Here is a 15,284-nt window from a genome sequence, read left to right on the forward strand (position 1 = left end):
TTAGCTTATAATTCCTTCAGTGCTTTTTTCACCAGGAGCTCCAGGGCGATCCCCGGCTCCGCAGCAAGTACTTTTTCCACCGCCTGCATCGCCTGTGACCGTTGAATGCCAAGCGCCAGCAATGCTTCTGTGGCATCCTGCCGTACCCCTGCGGGCGCCGATACGGTTGCTACCGGCAGGTCCTGGTTGAGTTTGCCCAGCTTATCTTTAAGTTCCAGCACCACACGTTCGGCTGTTTTTTTCCCGATCCCCTTGATGCGTTCCAGTGTTTTTACATCACTGTAGGCAATCGCTTTAATCAGTTCTTCCGGTTTCATATAAGAAAGCATCAGCCGTGCCGTACCGGCACCAATACCGGATACACTGATCAATCCCAGGAACAGCTCCTTTTCCGTTCTTTCGGCAAAACCATACAGCAGCTGCGCATCCTCGCGTATAATAAGATGTGTGAACAGCAGCCCTTCATTCAGTGGCTCTATCTTCGAATAGGTGTTTAAACTGATGTGCACTTCAAACCCTACCCCGTTCACATCAACAGTAACGGCAGATGGTGTTTTATCAATAAAACGGCCTTTTAAATATGCATACATGACGCGAATTTAACGGTTTCCGGTCTTATACACCCTCTCCGTTACCGTTGCCGCCGCCGAAAATTTGCCGGCTCAATTTTTAATACATGTGCTTTATCCCCTAACTTTGGCGCTAAATTTTTTTTACCAGATGAGCAATAAAGTTATAGCGGCGATCACTGCAGTGGGCGGATATGTTCCTGAGGACAAACTGACCAATTTCGACCTGGAAAAAATAGTGGATACCACGGATGAATGGATCCGCACACGGACGGGCATTGAAGAGCGCCGGATACTGAAAGGGGAAGGCAAGGGCACATCTGAAATGATCGTTCCTGCAGTAAAACAACTGTGTGAGAAGCGCGGTATCGAGCCGGCAGAGATCGATTGCTTAATTGTTGCAACGGTAACGCCCGACATGGTTTTTCCAGCCACAGCGAATATCGTCTGCGATAAGATCGGCGCAAAAAATGCCTGGGGTTTTGACGTGTCAGCTGCCTGCTCCGGCTTTCTTTATACACTAACACTTGGAGCCTCGATGATCGAAAGCGGGCGCTATAAAAAAGTAGTTGTTGTAGGAGCTGATAAAATGAGTTCGATCATCGATTATACCGATCGTACTACCTGTATCATCTTCGGTGACGGGGCTGCGGCAGTATTGCTGGAACCCAGCCAGAACGGCCATGGTATCAAAGACAGCATTTTGAGAAGCGACGGAAGCGGTGCCCAGTACCTGCGCATGAAGGCCGGAGGTTCCATGTATCCTGCCAGCGCTGAAACCGTAGCTGCCCGCGAACACTATGCCTACCAGGAAGGAAAAACCGTTTTCAAATTTGCAGTTACCGGTATGGCGGATGTCAGCGCTCAATTGCTGGAACGCAACCAGCTTACCGGAAATGATATCGCCTGGCTGGCCCCTCATCAGGCCAACCTCCGGATCATCGATGCTACCGCGCAGCGGATCGGTCTTCCAAAAGAAAAAGTGATGATCAATATCCAGAAATTCGGCAACACTACCGCCGCAACCATTCCGCTTTGCCTTTGGGAATGGGAAAACAAACTGCGTACCGGAGACAAGCTTGTGCTTGCTGCATTTGGCGGCGGTTTTACCTGGGGGGCCACCCTGGTGGAATGGGCCTACGACGGCAAATAAAAAACTTTAGGATACAACATTGGTACGGGATCTTACGGGGTCCCTTTTTTGTGTGCCGGCTTTCCCGTAAATAAGCAGCAGTGCAAGCAATAAGGGCATTAGTTCCCGGAGCGGCAGCTGCTGAATCCCGGAAAAATGAATCACCAGCGCTGCAAGGATGCAGGCTGCGGCAAAAACGGTATACCCTATTGTAAACCGGCTGTGTTTGTGTATAACAAATGCCATAACCGTATTGAATGGCAGGGCCCACAAAACATTCCAGTTATAGGCACAGGAATGATGGTTGGTCAGGAACCACATGAACAGCAATTGCAGTCCCAGCAGCCCTGTAACAAAAAGTACGATACCATCCACCGGCTTCCGGAACCGGTACAGGCCTTTTACAAAATGAACGGCCGCCACCAGCAGCAACACAGCCAGCAATATCCAGAATGGTGTGTCGGGCCCCGGGGCCGTTGCTCCTTTTTTTGCAGGCAGGATCAGCCGCGTCTCAACAAAGCCGGCTCCGTTATAGCGGGCATTTTTAAAGGCCGTGTAAAGATAATCCGGTAAAAAAAGAGCGCTGTGCTCGTCCATTGCAGCATCAACCGGGCTTCCCAGTATGATATCGATCCCAAAACGCTCCCATGGCTTATCTGCAAGATAGCTGTCAATTACCCTTCTGAAGCTCAGCTGCCGGTTTTCCAGTGCAGGACCGAAACGGAAGGATGCGCCCAGGGTCTGCGGGAAGACATCACGGACGCGCGTTGCACAATTATCATAAAGGAAATCATAACGGTACGCCCGGTTCGCCGGCAGGAGGTTTTGCTCCAGAAAGGCCCGGATCCTTTTTTTTCCGGCGTCATCCAGGTAAAGCACCTGTTCCGTCACACTACGCCCCTCCAGTTCATAGGTTTTCAAAAAACTGTAGAACGGTTCCTTATCCAGGAAATACAACAGCTTTCCCAATGTGAATTTTGAATAGAACTGCGGATCGTTAAAATCGAAGGTGCCGTAATTATAGACCTCATCGGTACCCTGAATACTGTCAACAATCCGGATCGCCGTATGTCCGAATGATGCATACAACTCACCGCCCGTTCCGCAGGTAAGGATACTGATCTGTTGCCGGCTTTCTCCTGCTGTAGCTGTTTGCTGCCCGTACAGAACCGGAACAATCAATAAAAACAGCAGACCGGAGAACCATTTTTTCATAGGAGCTGCGGCTTCTTATTTTTTTGCAACAACAGAAAGGCTGACGGCCACTTTATCCGACATGGTAATGCTGCTGCCACCGATTTTATAGTCGAGCCGGTTCAGGGAAAAATTACCGGTAAGCTGGTAACCGCCATCTACAGGTTTGGCGATAAAGTCAAACTGAATGGGCTTGGAAATACCATGCATCGTCAGCGTAGCCTCCGCATAATAAACATTTCCCTGTTTGGGCAGGATGCGTTTCGACTGGATGCGGAGCTGGGGATATTGTGCTGCATCAAAAAAGTCAGGTTGCTTCAGATGGTTATCCCTGCGCTGGATGCCGGTACTGATGGTTGCAACATCAACGGTTACATCAAAATGACTTTTCCCCGGGTCAGCGGTGTTCAACTGTACCACTCCTTTTAACCCTTTAAGGCTTCCTTCCACATCCGCTCCCATATTTTTGATCGCAAATACTATCTTACTTTCTGCATCAACCGGTTTTAGCTGCTGCGCTGTTAACGGGATTGTGAACACAAGGATCAGCGCGGTTAAAAGCAATACTCTTCTCATAACGTTTTTGATTTATTTAATACTGACTGGTTGTTAACAACACCAAAGTGCATGCTTCCACCGGCTCTATACCGGCAGCTTTGATCTTTGCTGAAAGGGCATCGTTTTCCGCTCCCGGATTAAAGATGACCCTTTTGGGATGTAATTTCAGGATATATTCCTCGTATTGCTGCTGATGGAGCGGGTTGAGGTATACGGTTACGGTATCCACGCCCTCCGCATCCGGCTGCTCTTTTTGTATTACCACATCACCGATCTGTCCGGCCTGTTTGCCGATGGCCACCACTTCATGTCCATGGGTACGCAACCGCCTGATCGCCATATTGCTGTAGCGGGCGGGGTTTTCAGAGGCTCCAAGGACAACTGTCTTTTTATTCATATATTTTCTTCACTCCGTTATAGTAGAACAGGCTGCTCCTGTAAAAGGTTGCAGCCTGTTCCATGAATTGACGGTTATCTGACTAAACCAACATTCGCAGCGGTTCTTCCAGTAATTGTTTTAATGTTTGCAGGAAGGCAGCACCGGTAGCTCCGTCCACTACCCGGTGGTCGCAGGTCAGTGTTACCTTCATGATATTGCCGATTCCGATCTGTCCGTTTTTAACAACCGGCACCTCGTTGATCGCCCCTACTGCCAGGATGCAGGATGCGGGAGGGTTGATGATGGCTGTGAATTCTTCGATGCCGAACATACCCAGATTGGAAATGGTGAATGTATTCCCCTCCCAGTCGGCTGGCTGCAGTTTTTTATTTTTCGCTTTCTGTGCAAATTCTTTTACCTCACCGGCGATCTGTGAAAGGGATTTTGTGTCTGCAAAACGCACTACAGGTACCAGCAGCCCTTCTTCCACGGCCACGGCCACCCCGATGCTCACGTGGTGGTTAACCCGGATGCTTTCGCCCATCCAGCTGCTGTTGATGGCCGGATGTTTTTTCAGTGCCACTGCACAGGCTTTCAGCACCATATCATTGTAAGAGATCTTATTGGCGGAGATCTCGTTCAGCTGGGCACGGCTGGCAACCGCCTTATCCATGTTGATCTCCATCGTAAGATAGAACTCCGGTGCAGAGAATTTCACTTCAGACAGTCGGCGGCTGATGGTTTTACGCATTTGCGAAACCGGGATGTCCTCGTACTGCTCCTGCCCTGCAGGAACTGCTGCCATTGCAGGGGCTGCGCCTGCAGTTGCGCTCTTCGCGGCAGGTTGATAATTATCAATATCGGATTTAACGATCCTTCCGTTGTCGCCGCTTCCTTTAACACTGCCCAGGTCAATCCCTTTTTCAGCAGCTAATTTTTTTGCCAGCGGAGAAGCTTTAACACGGCCGCCATCTGCAGTCGTTGCGGGGGCTTCTTCCTGCTGCGCCGCAGGAGCGGCCGCTTCAGCGGCTTTTGATTCGGGCTGCGGCTGATCTCCGGAAGAAGGAGCTGCGCCACCGCCTTTTACGGCAGCTACGATGGCATCCACATCTACCTTGGATGCTTCTCCTATGATGCAAAGCAGGTCGTTCACCTGTATTTTTTCTCCTTTTGCGGCGCCCTGGTACAGCAATGTTCCGTTCTTATAGCTTTCCAGTTCCATGGTCGCTTTATCGGTTTCGATCTCTGCCAGTAAATCGCCTTTTTTAACAGGATCGCCTACATTTTTAGCCCAGCTGGCGATCACCCCTTCTGTCATGGTATCACTTAAACGGGGCATCAGTACCACTTCCTCCATCTTTGATACATCCACCAATGGTGCAGCAGCGGCCTTCGGTTCTTCTTTGGGAGTTTCTTTCGGTGCTTCTTTTGGTGTTTCTGCGGCCGGAGCGGCACTTTTCTTTGCATCCCCCCCGTTTCCGCCAACCAAACCGGAAATATCCTCCCCGGCTTCACCAACGATCGCTAACAGATCATCTACCTGCAGCTTACTTCCTTTAGGCCCTCCCAGGTGGAGGATCACACCGTCTTTATAGCTTTCCAGTTCCATAGTGGCTTTATCAGTCTCGATCTCTGCCAGTAAATCGCCTTTTTTAACAGGATCACCCACTTTTTTATGCCAGTCTGCAATCACCCCTTCTGTCATGGTATCACTCAAACGGGGCATTAATATCTTCTCAGCCATTACCTATTTATTTTCGCCGAAATTAAGATAAAATGATGAATTTGCAGGAAAAGATCATGAGGTTTGACCGAGAAGATTTTTTACGCACCGGCTTCATTAGAAAGACACTGAGCCTGCGATCCGCTCCGTTACTGATTTCCCCGGACAGGATTATTTTTCCTTTAATTTCCAGAAAACAGCAGCATTTATAATATTAATTGTAGTTCTGGCATTTATCTTTGCAGTGTTCTTATCTGTAACCCTGCAGATTTCCTTTTTTTATACGCAACCAATTTGCTAATTTGGCGCGTCTGTAGCATGTATTCAATCGAAATGAAAAAAGCAGTTTTAACAATATTAATCGGATTATTGCTGAGTACTGTGGTTTGGAGCCAAAAAAAACTGACAGAAGCCACTATTTATTATGATATCGTCATCAATACCAGCAATGATAAGCCCAGCAAGGCAGACATGCTGGATGGTGCCACCAGCGTTATTTATCTGAAAGGGAACGCCAGCCGGGCCGATATGATCAGCTCCCTGGGCACCGAATCCGTTATCCTTGACGGAAAGACCGGGGGCGCTACCATTTTAAAGGATTACGGCGAAAAATATATGATGAAACTTTCCGCTGCCGACTGGAAGAACCACAACAAGAAGAACGAGAACATTACCTATACGATCGAAGACGAGTTTAAGACCATTGCCAACTACAATTGTCAGAAGGCGATCGGCAAAATGACCGACGGTACCACATTTACCGTTTATTTTACAAAGGACCTGATACCTGTAAATACCGAATTCCAGTACCTCAATAAGAACCTGCCGGGCCTGGTAATGGAATACGGAGCCTCTGACGGAAAAACGAAAGTTACCTATACGGTTTCCAATATTGATTTTAGTGCGGTTCCGTTGTCAAAATTCGATCTTCCGGAATCCGGCTACCGGATCATCCCTTATACCGATAAAAGCAAAAAGTGAACATAAACTAAAAAAGTGCCGGCCGGCACTTTTTTTATGGATCTGTATCTTAGTTTATTGCTCAAATGCGTCCCGCCATGCAAGTACCCCGCCTTCCACATTTACGGTGTTCTTAAATCCCATTGAATCCAGCAGCAGGCAGGCTGCAGCACTTCTTTTCCCGCTGCGGCAATGAATGATCACTTCTTCCTCCTTCAGTGGTTCCAGCTCATCGGTTTCCATATTCTGAATGGTACCAAGCGGGATCAGTTTACCACCGATATTATATTCCTCATACTCGGCCGGCTCTCTTACATCAATCAGATTGATCTTTTCGCCGCTGTCTATTCTTTTTTTAAGTTCCTGAACGGTAATACTATTCATAACATTCTATTTTATTGGTTATCCGGAAATCTATTCCTGTGTACCAGAGTCCTCCTTCAGCGAATCCCTGCTGCTTCCGCCTCCGGTAGAATCCACTACCGGCCGTTCCTGACTCAGCCATACATCCACGATCTGACCCGGCCGGATGGATCTTGGATTTCCGTCCACATCAAACCGTTCCGGATTCTGCCGGTATACAAATGCGCTGGCAGTGTCTGTTACACCCGGGGAAAGAATAACGGATCCGATCCCGATGCCCTTGCCACCCAGCGTTGCCGCCGCTTCTGAATAGGTAAGTCCTACAAGATTGGGAACCAGGAATGAAGTACCCAGGCCACTTCCGATCACCAGATCGATCTTTGCCCCCTGTCTTATTTTTGCTCCCGGCTGTATGGCCACACCATTATACAATTGCTCCAGTACCGTATTTTTAGCAAAATCAGGTCTGAAGGTGGTATCCCCCAGCTTCAGCCCCATATTATTCAGTGTAAATTCCGCACTGCGCAGGCTGTACCCAACAATATTCGGCATTTCAATCAGTGGCGGTGCGGCGCGGTTAATGGTCAGGTATACGGTCCGGCTCGATTTTACCACCTCATATTCATCCGGCACCTGGCGTACCACCTGCAACGGCTTCAGCGTATCGTTGTAGATACTGTCCTGCACCACCACTTCAAAGCCGGCATCCGTAAGGATCTTTTCCGCCTGCGAAAAAGTTTTTCCCAGTAAGGGGGGAACCGTTTTTGCATCATTGTGGTGGGTCAGCCAGCCCAACGAGAGGATCACCATCGAAAAAACGGCCAGAGCCAGGACGATCCCGGCCAGTATGTTCACCCAGAGTGGTCTTCTTGTTATAAAACGAAACATGTGTTGATTATTCGGTAAATATAGGATAAACTTGTTTTGTGCAAACCAAAAAAGGGGGCAAATCAGCCGGTATATCACCCGCCCGTATTCCGTTTAAACAAAACACTCCTCTACCAGCAATGTATAAAAGTCGGTCAGCTGCTTTCCTGCGGCCGCAACCTGCTGAGGTACAATACTGGCAGCGCTCTGACCAGGTATCGTATTTACTTCCAGCATAAACGGACGCCCTGCTGCTTCATTGTAAATGAAATCGATCCGGATCACACCCCGGCAATTAAATACTTCGTATACCTTGCGGGCTGCCGCACGTATCTTGCCGGCAATCGCTTCCTCTACTTCAGCGGGTGTTACCTCGGTTGATTTCCCTTCGTATTTGGCTTCAAAATCAAAGAACGCCTTGCTGTCGTGCGCCTTTACTTCCGTAAACGGCAATACTTCTATACTGCCGTTGGATTTATAGACCCCGATCGTAAATTCCCTTCCTACGATCATCTCCTCCACCAGTACCTGGCTGTCTTCCCTGAATGCCTTTTCTATAGCGGCTTCCAGTTCTGAAGCCTCCTGTACTTTACTCATCCCGATGCTGGACCCTCCGTTGTTGGGCTTTACAAATACCGGCAGTTTTAACTGTTCCAGTATTGTTGCGGCCGGCACCGGGGTATGGGCGAACAGGTGCAGCGAATTGGCCACACCGATGCCGGCCATTTTTGCAACTGCAACTGCGTATCTTTTGTTGAAGGTAATGGCGGAGCTGGCGGCATCACAGCCGGTATAAGGAATGCCCAGCATATCAAAATAACCCTGCAGTTTTCCATCCTCGCCCGGGGTTCCGTGCATCCCGATCAGTACAGCGTCAAAAGTGATCTTCTGTCCGTTTTCAACGATGGAGAAATCATCCTTTGACACAGCCGTTTTGTTGCCGCCGCTGTCGGTATAAAACCAACCCCCGGGGTTAATATCCACAACATAAACATTATACTTGCTCCTGTCCAGATTTTTTTCGATGGTGGCAGCGCTTTTATAGGAGATCACAGATTCTCCGGAAAGTCCGCCTGTAACTAACGCGATCGTTTTCTTCATATTACCCGGTAAAAAAACAGGCACCACTGTTTGTTTAAAATAGTATGCCTGTCAGTAAATCGTATTAAAAAATTATAAATGCAGTTTTTCTTTTTTAGCCAGCAGTTCTTCCACTGTTTCCTGGTACATTTCATCCGGCACACAACAGTCTACCGGACAAACAGAAGCACATTGCGGTTCTTCATGAAAACCCTGGCATTCGGTACATTTATCCGGAACGATATAATAGGTATCATCACTTATCGGTGCATTTTTAAAATGAGCATCCACCACATTACCGTTAAACAGCTTAAACTCCCCTGCTACCGTATTGCCGTCGGAGATGGTCCACTCCACCCCACCTTCATAAATAGCGTTGTTCGGACATTCGGGCTCACAGGCCCCACAATTTATACACTCTTCTGTTATTTTAATAGCCATACCTTTATTATTTGGTTGAAAGTATTTGTAATCTGTTTATTTTGTACAAAATTAATCATTGAAGATGACATTATCGCAACGCATCCGCTTATTGATCAAATTGGGTGCTTATATGGAGCGTGATACTCCGGAGTGGATCGCAGCAAAAGAACAGGCTTACCGCAATAATGGCTGGTTCCTGCCGGCATTTATAGACCTGGCCGTGCAAAATATTGTCCGTTCTTTTTTACAGGAGCCGGTACTGAAAAAATGGACGGCCTCCTATCCGCTCCTCAGCGAAACCAATGCACATCCAAAACGTGTGGGACTGGTGATGGCGGGCAATATTCCGCTGGTGGGCTTTCACGACCTGCTTTGTGTATTCATCACCGGTAACCCGTGTATGATAAAGGCTTCTTCCAAGGACGAGACGCTGATCAAACATCTTGTTTCCAAACTGAATGAATGGGAGCCTGAAACCACAGCACTGATTGGCTTCTCCACACTGCTTAAAGGTTGTGATGCCTATATCGCAACCGGCAGTGATAATACAGCCGGTTATTTTGATTATTATTTTGCAAAATACCCGCACCTGATCCGCCGCAACCGCAGCTCTGCTGCAGTGCTCACAGGCAGGGAGTCCGCAGCAGAGCTGGAGGCACTGGCAGATGACGTTTTTCTTTACTTTGGTATGGGATGCCGGAATGTCACAAAGATCTACGTGCCGGAAGCATATGATTTTGAACCGCTGCTGGCCGCCTTTAAAAAATATGATTACCTGTCGGATGTACACAAGTATAAAAACAACTACGACTACAACCTGGCCCTGCACCTGCTCAACAACCGGTTCTACATGAGCACGGCCGCCCTGTTGCTGGTTGAAGACCCGTCGCTGTTTTCACCCGTAAGCCAGCTGAACTACGAATTTTATGGCAACAGATCCAATCTCACCGGAGAGCTGGTCAACAATCCGTCTGTTCAATGCATCGTGGCACACGATTGTGTTCCTTTTGGCAAGGCCCAGAGCCCCGGTATCGATCAGTATGCAGATGGTGAGGACACGTTGTCTTTCCTGCTGGCGCTGAACGGCGGATAACCAGTTCATTCTGACACTTCCGGGAGCGGGTTTTCAAAGTACGAAGACTTTAGTAAAACTTTGTTAAACTGACTGTCAGAACTTCCGATTATCCCGTACAGTTTGTTACTTTGTATAAGCAAGGCATAATTTTTGAAAATGAAAATTTTAAATGAGTCGTAACATGAAATTGAAACAAATTCTCTTAGTGGTTGTGATCAGCGTGCTGTCTGCATTTGCAGGCATTTTCCTTTATGGGAAATTTGCGCGCAGTGGTGCCAATACTGTAGGAGTTCCGGTGGATGGTAAATTACCGGCCAACTACGCCAGCTTTTTTGACAATAAGGGCAATGCAGCAGAGCCCACCGATTTTACCAAAGCATCCGAGTCTGCCATCCCGGCCGTGGTACATATCAAAACAAAAATACCTGCGCAAAAAATAACCAATGACCTGCCCAGAGGCAGAACGGGTGATCCTTTTGAAGACTTTTTCGGGGACATGTTCGGCCTCGGACCGCAGATGCGTCCGGAGCAGCGCGCTTCCGGCAGTGGTGTGATCATCAGCCAGGATGGCTACATTGTAACCAATAACCACGTGGTATCCGATGGCGGTACTGGTGTGGCCTCTGAAATAAAGATAACCCTGAATGAAGGACGTAAAACCTATAACGCAAAAGTAGTGGGCCGTGATCCCAGTACGGATATTGCGGTTTTAAAGGTGGAAGCCAATAACCTCCCCTATATGATCTACGGGAATTCCGACGATGTAAAACTGGGCCAGTGGGTGCTCGCAGTGGGCTATCCGTTCAACCTGGAGGCCACGGTTACTGCCGGTATCATCAGCGCCAAGGGCCGGAGCATCGGCATCAACGGTCAGCAGAGCGTGTCGCCGGTTGAATCCTTTATACAAACAGATGCGGCGGTAAACCAGGGTAACAGCGGCGGCGCGCTGATCAACACAACCGGTCAGCTCATCGGTATCAACTCGGCCATCTTGGCACCCAGCGGTACTTATGCCGGATATTCATTCGCCATCCCGGTAAACATTGTAAAGAAAGTAGTAAACGATATTGTTAAATACGGGGATGTGAAACGGGGTTACCTGGGCATCAGTTATTTTGATGAGCAAAAAACACCCGGCGAAAATGAGCGCCGTCTTAAACAAAGCGGTCTTCAGAGCGGCGACGGTGTTTATGTACTGGAAGCTCCGAACGACGGAGGTGCTGCAAAAGCAGGCATCAAACGCGGTGATATTATCACCAAGATCAATGGTACACCCGTGGCCAGCGGTTTACAGATGTCGGGGATCATTGCCAGCGCGCAACCGGGCGACAAGGTAAAACTGACTTACGTGCGCGGAGGAAAAGAAGCCACAGTTGATGTAACACTTTCCGGCAAGCCGAGTGAAAGTAAACTCACCAACACCGATCAGCTGGCCGATCAGCTGGGTGTGGAACTGGCCGATGTGGAAGCAAAACGGGCAGAGCAACTGCGCATCCACGGCGGCGGCGTTGAGATCAAGAACATCCGTCCGAACGGCCTGCTGAGCAAAAGCCGTATTGACAAAGGATTTATCATTACAGCCGCCAACGGACAACGCGTAAAATCCATCAAAGAGCTGGCTGCTGTTTTAGGCAGCAGCAGAAGCAGCAAAATTGAACTGGAAGGTATTTATCCGGGCTACAGCGGCCTGTATTCTTACCAGATCAATCTTAACGGCGACGATGAGGATTCCGGATCATTTTAATCAATAAAAAATTGTTATACAGAAAACCCGCGGTCTGCGGGTTTTCTTTTTTTTGGTACATTTATGGCAGTATAACTAACGAAAACGGTCCGCCGTTTATAGCAGAAGTGGATCCTTTAGACCAGATCTGTAACAGACGATATCAAGCATAAAAATCAGTGAAATGAAAAAAATCCTGGCACTTACCGATTTTTCCGAGAATGCGCAGCATGCAGTTCAGTATGCGCTTACCCTGGCAGCTGCCTGGCGGGCAGGCCTGTACCTGCTTCATACCTATGAGCCTCCGGTGCTGTTCCAGGCAGACGCCTCCGGCGGCGTAGCTCCTGAAGGCGCACCGGGCCTCCTCAATTATACGCTGATGATGGAACAATCGGAGGCGCTTGCTGAAGCAAGTACACAAAAGATCAATGCATTGAAAGAGGCCATATCCGCAAGTCATCCGGATATAGCTGTAACCGCACAGGTTACAGAAGGCTTCCTTGGTGATGTTGCCAATGACCTCACAGAAAAAGCAGCCATTGACCTGGTGCTGATGGGCATCAAAGGCAAGTCGGGGCTGGAAAAAATACTGATTGGAAGCAACGCCATCAAAGCCATTGAAGGCATCCAGGCCCCGCTCCTGATCGTGCCGGAAAATGCGGATAATGTGCTGCCGGTAAAGATAGCGCTGGCGTCTGATCTGGAACTCCTCAGCGAAGGAACGATCGCAGCGCTGGAGCAATTCTTCAATGGACTGCCGGTAGCCGACCTGCTTATCGTAAACGTGAACATGAACCCTTCCGACCCGGTTAACCAGGAAAAAGTAAGCGCCATCAAAGCACAGCTGCAGGCATTCAACCCCGTGATCCATTTCCTGGAAGCCCAGCATGTGGAAACAGGTCTGGAAACATTTGTAGCGGAAAACGGGATCTCCCTGCTCGTATTTATCCATCACGAGCGCAGCTGGGTCGGCCAGTTATTTCATAAAAGCGTCAGTAAACAGATCGCCTGGAATACAAATATTCCTGTATTGCGGCTGAAAGGGTGATAAATATGCGCCATCAATGTGCCGGCTTTGCTCCGGCAGGTCCGCCATTGAGCTGTTCCAGTGTGTTATTGATGATCCTGCTGATTTCCGCAGCGCGGTTCCATACCATCATATGCGTTCCGCCTTCTATCACATAATCCGCCGTTATATATTTTATGGGAAAGATCCGGTCCTTGCTTCCATGAATATGGATCACCTGTTCAAACCGGTTCCCGTTCCGCCAGTTTAAGATCTTTTCGAACGACCAGTTCACATAGTTCAGGTTTGCCGTTTTACGGTAGGTGTTAGCAAACTCCTGCTCATCTGGTGTGTAGGCACCCAACCGCCGGTTCGCGATCTTATAGGCGGCTTCGCTTTTCTGTATCTGCTTTACGGGAAAAATCCGGTTCAGCCGCAGCAGGCCTGCAAGCCGCATCGACAGCGGCATTTCAGCCCTCTGCTTGATGCTCGAGATCAGGATCACCTGCCTCACGGGCCTGAACCCTGCGATCTCCAGTGCGATCATCCCCCCAAAGGAAATGCCCACAAGCACCGGGTATTCTTCTGTTATCGCTGCTGCCATCCGGCGGGCATACGTGTTAAAGGTCTCGCCGGGTTCAGGTTCCAGCCAGTTAATAAAGTGAAGCCGGGCATTTTCAATGATCAGGTTGCCATAGATCCGTTCATCGACCCCGAAACCAGGTATACAGTAAAGTGTTTGCATCTGCTGAAGTACAATATACAAAAAAAAGAGCGGATGGGCAAGAGCCGCTCCACCGGAGCTGCGCTACCCATCCGCTCATACAGGCAGGTGATCTGCTTTTAATCGAGACCGAACATTCCTTTGTTCAACTGCTTCAGCAGGTGTACTTTTTCATCGGCCCCTACAAGCAATGAAATATTGTGCTGGCTTCCGCCATAGGATACCATACGGATCGGTACATTACGGATGGAACCAAACAGTTTTTTTATGATCTCTTCTGTTTCATTGATGCGGTATCCCACAACGGAAACAATCGTCTGATCCTTATCTACGGTCACCGTTCCCAGTGCTTCCAGTTCTTTCACGATCTGGTCCAGATGATCCGCATTGTCGACGGTAAGGGATACGGCCACCTCTGATGTGGTGATCATATCGATGGAGGTCTTATATTTTTCAAACACTTCAAATACCTTCCGCAGGAAACCATAGGCCAGCAGCATGCGGCTGCTTTTGATGCGGATGGCATAGATATTATCCTTTGCCGCAACCGCCTTTACTCCTGCACCGGAAGGCTCCTGTGTAATGAGCGTGCCTTTTGCCTGCGGCTCCATGGTATTGAGCAGCTTTACCGGTATCTTGTATTGCTGTGCCGGCCAGATCGAGGCCGGGTGAAGGATCTTTGCACCAAAGTAAGCCAGCTCTGCCGCTTCTTCAAAACTCAGCTGCTCCACGGGTTTTGTAGTACCCACAACCCGCGGATCGTTGTTATGCATTCCGTCGATATCCGTCCATATCTCGCAAACCGACGCATTGATGGCCGCAGCGATCAGTGAGGCTGAATAATCGCTTCCGCCCCGTTTCAGGTTATCTACTTCTCCCCTGGCGTTCCGGCAGATATAACCCTGTGTTACCAGTATCTTTTTATCCGAGTGCTGGCTCAGCAGCTGGGTAAGCTTGATGCGGATACTGCCGATCTGCGGTTCTTCATTTTCATCGATGCTCATAAATTCCAGGGCCGGCAACAGGGCATAAGCAGCACCCTGCTCTTCGAGATAAGCGGAAAAGATCTTGGTAGACAATAACTCACCCTGGGCAAGGATATCTTTGCTCAATGCTTCACTGAAAGAGATCTTGAGGATAATATTTAAGAATTCAAAATGCTCATCCACGATGGCCTGGGCCTTTGCACGGGCTGCATCCTGTGAAAACAACTCCCGGATGAATTTATTATAATGTTCCTGCAGGTTGTTAATCAGTTGCTGGGCCGAATGCCGGTCTCCGCGTGCAATGGCATTACCGATCTCCACCAATGCGTTTGTGGTACCGGAAAGCGCAGAAAGTACCACTACTGCAGGCTCTTCTTCGTTTTGCAGAAGCCCCGCAATATGTTTCATCCGTTCTGGTTTACCAACACTGGTACCTCCAAATTTCATTACCTTCATGATCTGTTCTTTTATTTTTTGTTTATTTTTTTAGTCGTTGTCAGGCTCCGCGGTTCCTGCCTGCGG

At 48.8% G+C, this 15,284-nt stretch carries 16 protein-coding genes; 5 read left to right on the forward strand and 11 right to left on the reverse strand.

What is annotated here, in order from left to right; all coding sequences use genetic code 11:
* Positions 1–5 precede the first annotated feature (5 nt).
* Positions 6–590 carry a Holliday junction branch migration protein RuvA gene (gene ruvA, locus K7B07_RS03210; RefSeq protein WP_223707385.1) on the reverse strand — a complete coding sequence of 195 codons (585 nt, stop codon included), beginning with the start codon at positions 588–590 and terminating at the stop codon, positions 6–8.
* A gap of 130 nt (positions 591–720) precedes the next feature.
* On the opposite strand from ruvA, the gene K7B07_RS03215 reads away from it, so the two are divergent.
* Entirely contained in the window at positions 721–1,722 is a 1,002-nt protein-coding gene (locus tag K7B07_RS03215; RefSeq protein WP_223707387.1) for a beta-ketoacyl-ACP synthase III, read from the forward strand.
* Positions 1,723–1,728: 6 nt separating this feature from the next.
* Here K7B07_RS03215 and K7B07_RS03220 read toward each other — a convergent pair whose 3' ends face one another.
* From K7B07_RS03220 to K7B07_RS03235, 4 genes are all read right to left on the reverse strand, one after another.
* Positions 1,729–2,916: a lipoprotein N-acyltransferase Lnb domain-containing protein gene (locus K7B07_RS03220; RefSeq protein WP_223707389.1), complete on the reverse strand. Its 1,188-nt coding sequence runs from the start codon at positions 2,914–2,916 to the stop codon at positions 1,729–1,731.
* A gap of 15 nt (positions 2,917–2,931) precedes the next feature.
* On the reverse strand, positions 2,932–3,471 hold the full coding sequence (locus K7B07_RS03225; RefSeq protein ID WP_223707391.1) for a YceI family protein: 540 nt from the start codon (positions 3,469–3,471) through the stop codon (positions 2,932–2,934).
* 16 nt (positions 3,472–3,487) lie between these two features.
* Positions 3,488–3,850 carry a CoA-binding protein gene (locus K7B07_RS03230; protein ID WP_223707393.1) on the reverse strand — a complete coding sequence of 121 codons (363 nt, stop codon included), beginning with the start codon at positions 3,848–3,850 and terminating at the stop codon, positions 3,488–3,490.
* Positions 3,851–3,932: 82 nt separating this feature from the next.
* Entirely contained in the window at positions 3,933–5,576 is a 1,644-nt protein-coding gene (locus tag K7B07_RS03235) for a pyruvate dehydrogenase complex dihydrolipoamide acetyltransferase (protein WP_223707395.1), read from the reverse strand.
* A 312-nt stretch (positions 5,577–5,888) separates the two neighbouring features.
* Here K7B07_RS03235 and K7B07_RS03240 point away from each other — a divergent pair, with 312 nt between their 5' ends.
* Positions 5,889–6,536 (forward strand): hypothetical protein, encoded by a 648-nt coding sequence (locus K7B07_RS03240; protein WP_223707397.1) that lies wholly within the window; start codon positions 5,889–5,891, stop codon positions 6,534–6,536.
* A 54-nt stretch (positions 6,537–6,590) separates the two neighbouring features.
* On the opposite strand, the gene K7B07_RS03245 is transcribed toward K7B07_RS03240, so the two are convergent.
* From K7B07_RS03245 to K7B07_RS03260, 4 genes are all read right to left on the reverse strand, one after another.
* On the reverse strand, positions 6,591–6,899 hold the full coding sequence (locus tag K7B07_RS03245; protein WP_223707399.1) for a rhodanese-like domain-containing protein: 309 nt from the start codon (positions 6,897–6,899) through the stop codon (positions 6,591–6,593).
* Positions 6,900–6,929: 30 nt separating this feature from the next.
* Positions 6,930–7,766 (reverse strand): PASTA domain-containing protein, encoded by an 837-nt coding sequence (locus K7B07_RS03250; protein ID WP_223707401.1) that lies wholly within the window; start codon positions 7,764–7,766, stop codon positions 6,930–6,932.
* Positions 7,767–7,859: 93 nt separating this feature from the next.
* On the reverse strand, positions 7,860–8,846 hold the full coding sequence (locus K7B07_RS03255) for a D-alanine--D-alanine ligase (RefSeq protein ID WP_223707403.1): 987 nt from the start codon (positions 8,844–8,846) through the stop codon (positions 7,860–7,862).
* Positions 8,847–8,918: 72 nt separating this feature from the next.
* On the reverse strand, positions 8,919–9,266 hold the full coding sequence (locus K7B07_RS03260) for a 4Fe-4S dicluster domain-containing protein (protein ID WP_018630022.1): 348 nt from the start codon (positions 9,264–9,266) through the stop codon (positions 8,919–8,921).
* A 64-nt stretch (positions 9,267–9,330) separates the two neighbouring features.
* Between K7B07_RS03260 and K7B07_RS03265 the strand changes: the two genes are divergently transcribed.
* From K7B07_RS03265 to K7B07_RS03275, 3 genes are all read left to right on the forward strand, one after another.
* Complete coding sequence (locus K7B07_RS03265) at positions 9,331–10,341, forward strand: acyl-CoA reductase (RefSeq protein ID WP_223707405.1); 1,011 nt, start codon at positions 9,331–9,333, stop codon at positions 10,339–10,341.
* Between the two features lie 163 nt (positions 10,342–10,504).
* Positions 10,505–12,067, forward strand: a complete 1,563-nt coding sequence (locus K7B07_RS03270) for a trypsin-like peptidase domain-containing protein (protein WP_223707407.1) — start codon at positions 10,505–10,507, stop codon at positions 12,065–12,067.
* Between the two features lie 163 nt (positions 12,068–12,230).
* Positions 12,231–13,094: a universal stress protein gene (locus tag K7B07_RS03275; RefSeq protein ID WP_223707409.1), complete on the forward strand. Its 864-nt coding sequence runs from the start codon at positions 12,231–12,233 to the stop codon at positions 13,092–13,094.
* A gap of 13 nt (positions 13,095–13,107) precedes the next feature.
* On the opposite strand, the gene K7B07_RS03280 is transcribed toward K7B07_RS03275, so the two are convergent.
* Together K7B07_RS03280 and K7B07_RS03285 are read right to left on the reverse strand one after the other, a co-directional pair.
* Positions 13,108–13,797: an alpha/beta fold hydrolase gene (locus K7B07_RS03280; protein WP_223707412.1), complete on the reverse strand. Its 690-nt coding sequence runs from the start codon at positions 13,795–13,797 to the stop codon at positions 13,108–13,110.
* A gap of 98 nt (positions 13,798–13,895) precedes the next feature.
* Positions 13,896–15,218 (reverse strand): aspartate kinase, encoded by a 1,323-nt coding sequence (locus K7B07_RS03285; protein ID WP_223707415.1) that lies wholly within the window; start codon positions 15,216–15,218, stop codon positions 13,896–13,898.
* Positions 15,219–15,284 lie beyond the last annotated feature (66 nt).

This window comes from Niabella beijingensis (genome assembly GCF_020034665.1).
Taxonomy (GTDB): domain Bacteria; phylum Bacteroidota; class Bacteroidia; order Chitinophagales; family Chitinophagaceae; genus Niabella; species Niabella beijingensis.

Excerpts from the sequence above, each read along its gene's own strand:
- ruvA (WP_223707385.1), bottom strand. The coding sequence starts at position 590 with ATGTATGCATATTTAAAAGGCCGTTTTATTGATAAAACACCATCTGCC.
- K7B07_RS03215 (WP_223707387.1), top strand. The coding sequence starts at position 721 with ATGAGCAATAAAGTTATAGCGGCGATCACTGCAGTGGGCGGATATGTT.
- K7B07_RS03220 (WP_223707389.1), bottom strand. The coding sequence starts at position 2,916 with ATGAAAAAATGGTTCTCCGGTCTGCTGTTTTTATTGATTGTTCCGGTT.
- K7B07_RS03225 (WP_223707391.1), bottom strand. The coding sequence starts at position 3,471 with ATGAGAAGAGTATTGCTTTTAACCGCGCTGATCCTTGTGTTCACAATC.
- K7B07_RS03230 (WP_223707393.1), bottom strand. The coding sequence starts at position 3,850 with ATGAATAAAAAGACAGTTGTCCTTGGAGCCTCTGAAAACCCCGCCCGC.
- K7B07_RS03235 (WP_223707395.1), bottom strand. The coding sequence starts at position 5,576 with ATGGCTGAGAAGATATTAATGCCCCGTTTGAGTGATACCATGACAGAA.
- K7B07_RS03240 (WP_223707397.1), top strand. The coding sequence starts at position 5,889 with ATGAAAAAAGCAGTTTTAACAATATTAATCGGATTATTGCTGAGTACT.
- K7B07_RS03245 (WP_223707399.1), bottom strand. The coding sequence starts at position 6,899 with ATGAATAGTATTACCGTTCAGGAACTTAAAAAAAGAATAGACAGCGGC.
- K7B07_RS03250 (WP_223707401.1), bottom strand. The coding sequence starts at position 7,766 with ATGTTTCGTTTTATAACAAGAAGACCACTCTGGGTGAACATACTGGCC.
- K7B07_RS03255 (WP_223707403.1), bottom strand. The coding sequence starts at position 8,846 with ATGAAGAAAACGATCGCGTTAGTTACAGGCGGACTTTCCGGAGAATCT.
- K7B07_RS03260 (WP_018630022.1), bottom strand. The coding sequence starts at position 9,266 with ATGGCTATTAAAATAACAGAAGAGTGTATAAATTGTGGGGCCTGTGAG.
- K7B07_RS03265 (WP_223707405.1), top strand. The coding sequence starts at position 9,331 with ATGACATTATCGCAACGCATCCGCTTATTGATCAAATTGGGTGCTTAT.
- K7B07_RS03270 (WP_223707407.1), top strand. The coding sequence starts at position 10,505 with ATGAAATTGAAACAAATTCTCTTAGTGGTTGTGATCAGCGTGCTGTCT.
- K7B07_RS03275 (WP_223707409.1), top strand. The coding sequence starts at position 12,231 with ATGAAAAAAATCCTGGCACTTACCGATTTTTCCGAGAATGCGCAGCAT.
- K7B07_RS03280 (WP_223707412.1), bottom strand. The coding sequence starts at position 13,797 with ATGCAAACACTTTACTGTATACCTGGTTTCGGGGTCGATGAACGGATC.
- K7B07_RS03285 (WP_223707415.1), bottom strand. The coding sequence starts at position 15,218 with ATGAAGGTAATGAAATTTGGAGGTACCAGTGTTGGTAAACCAGAACGG.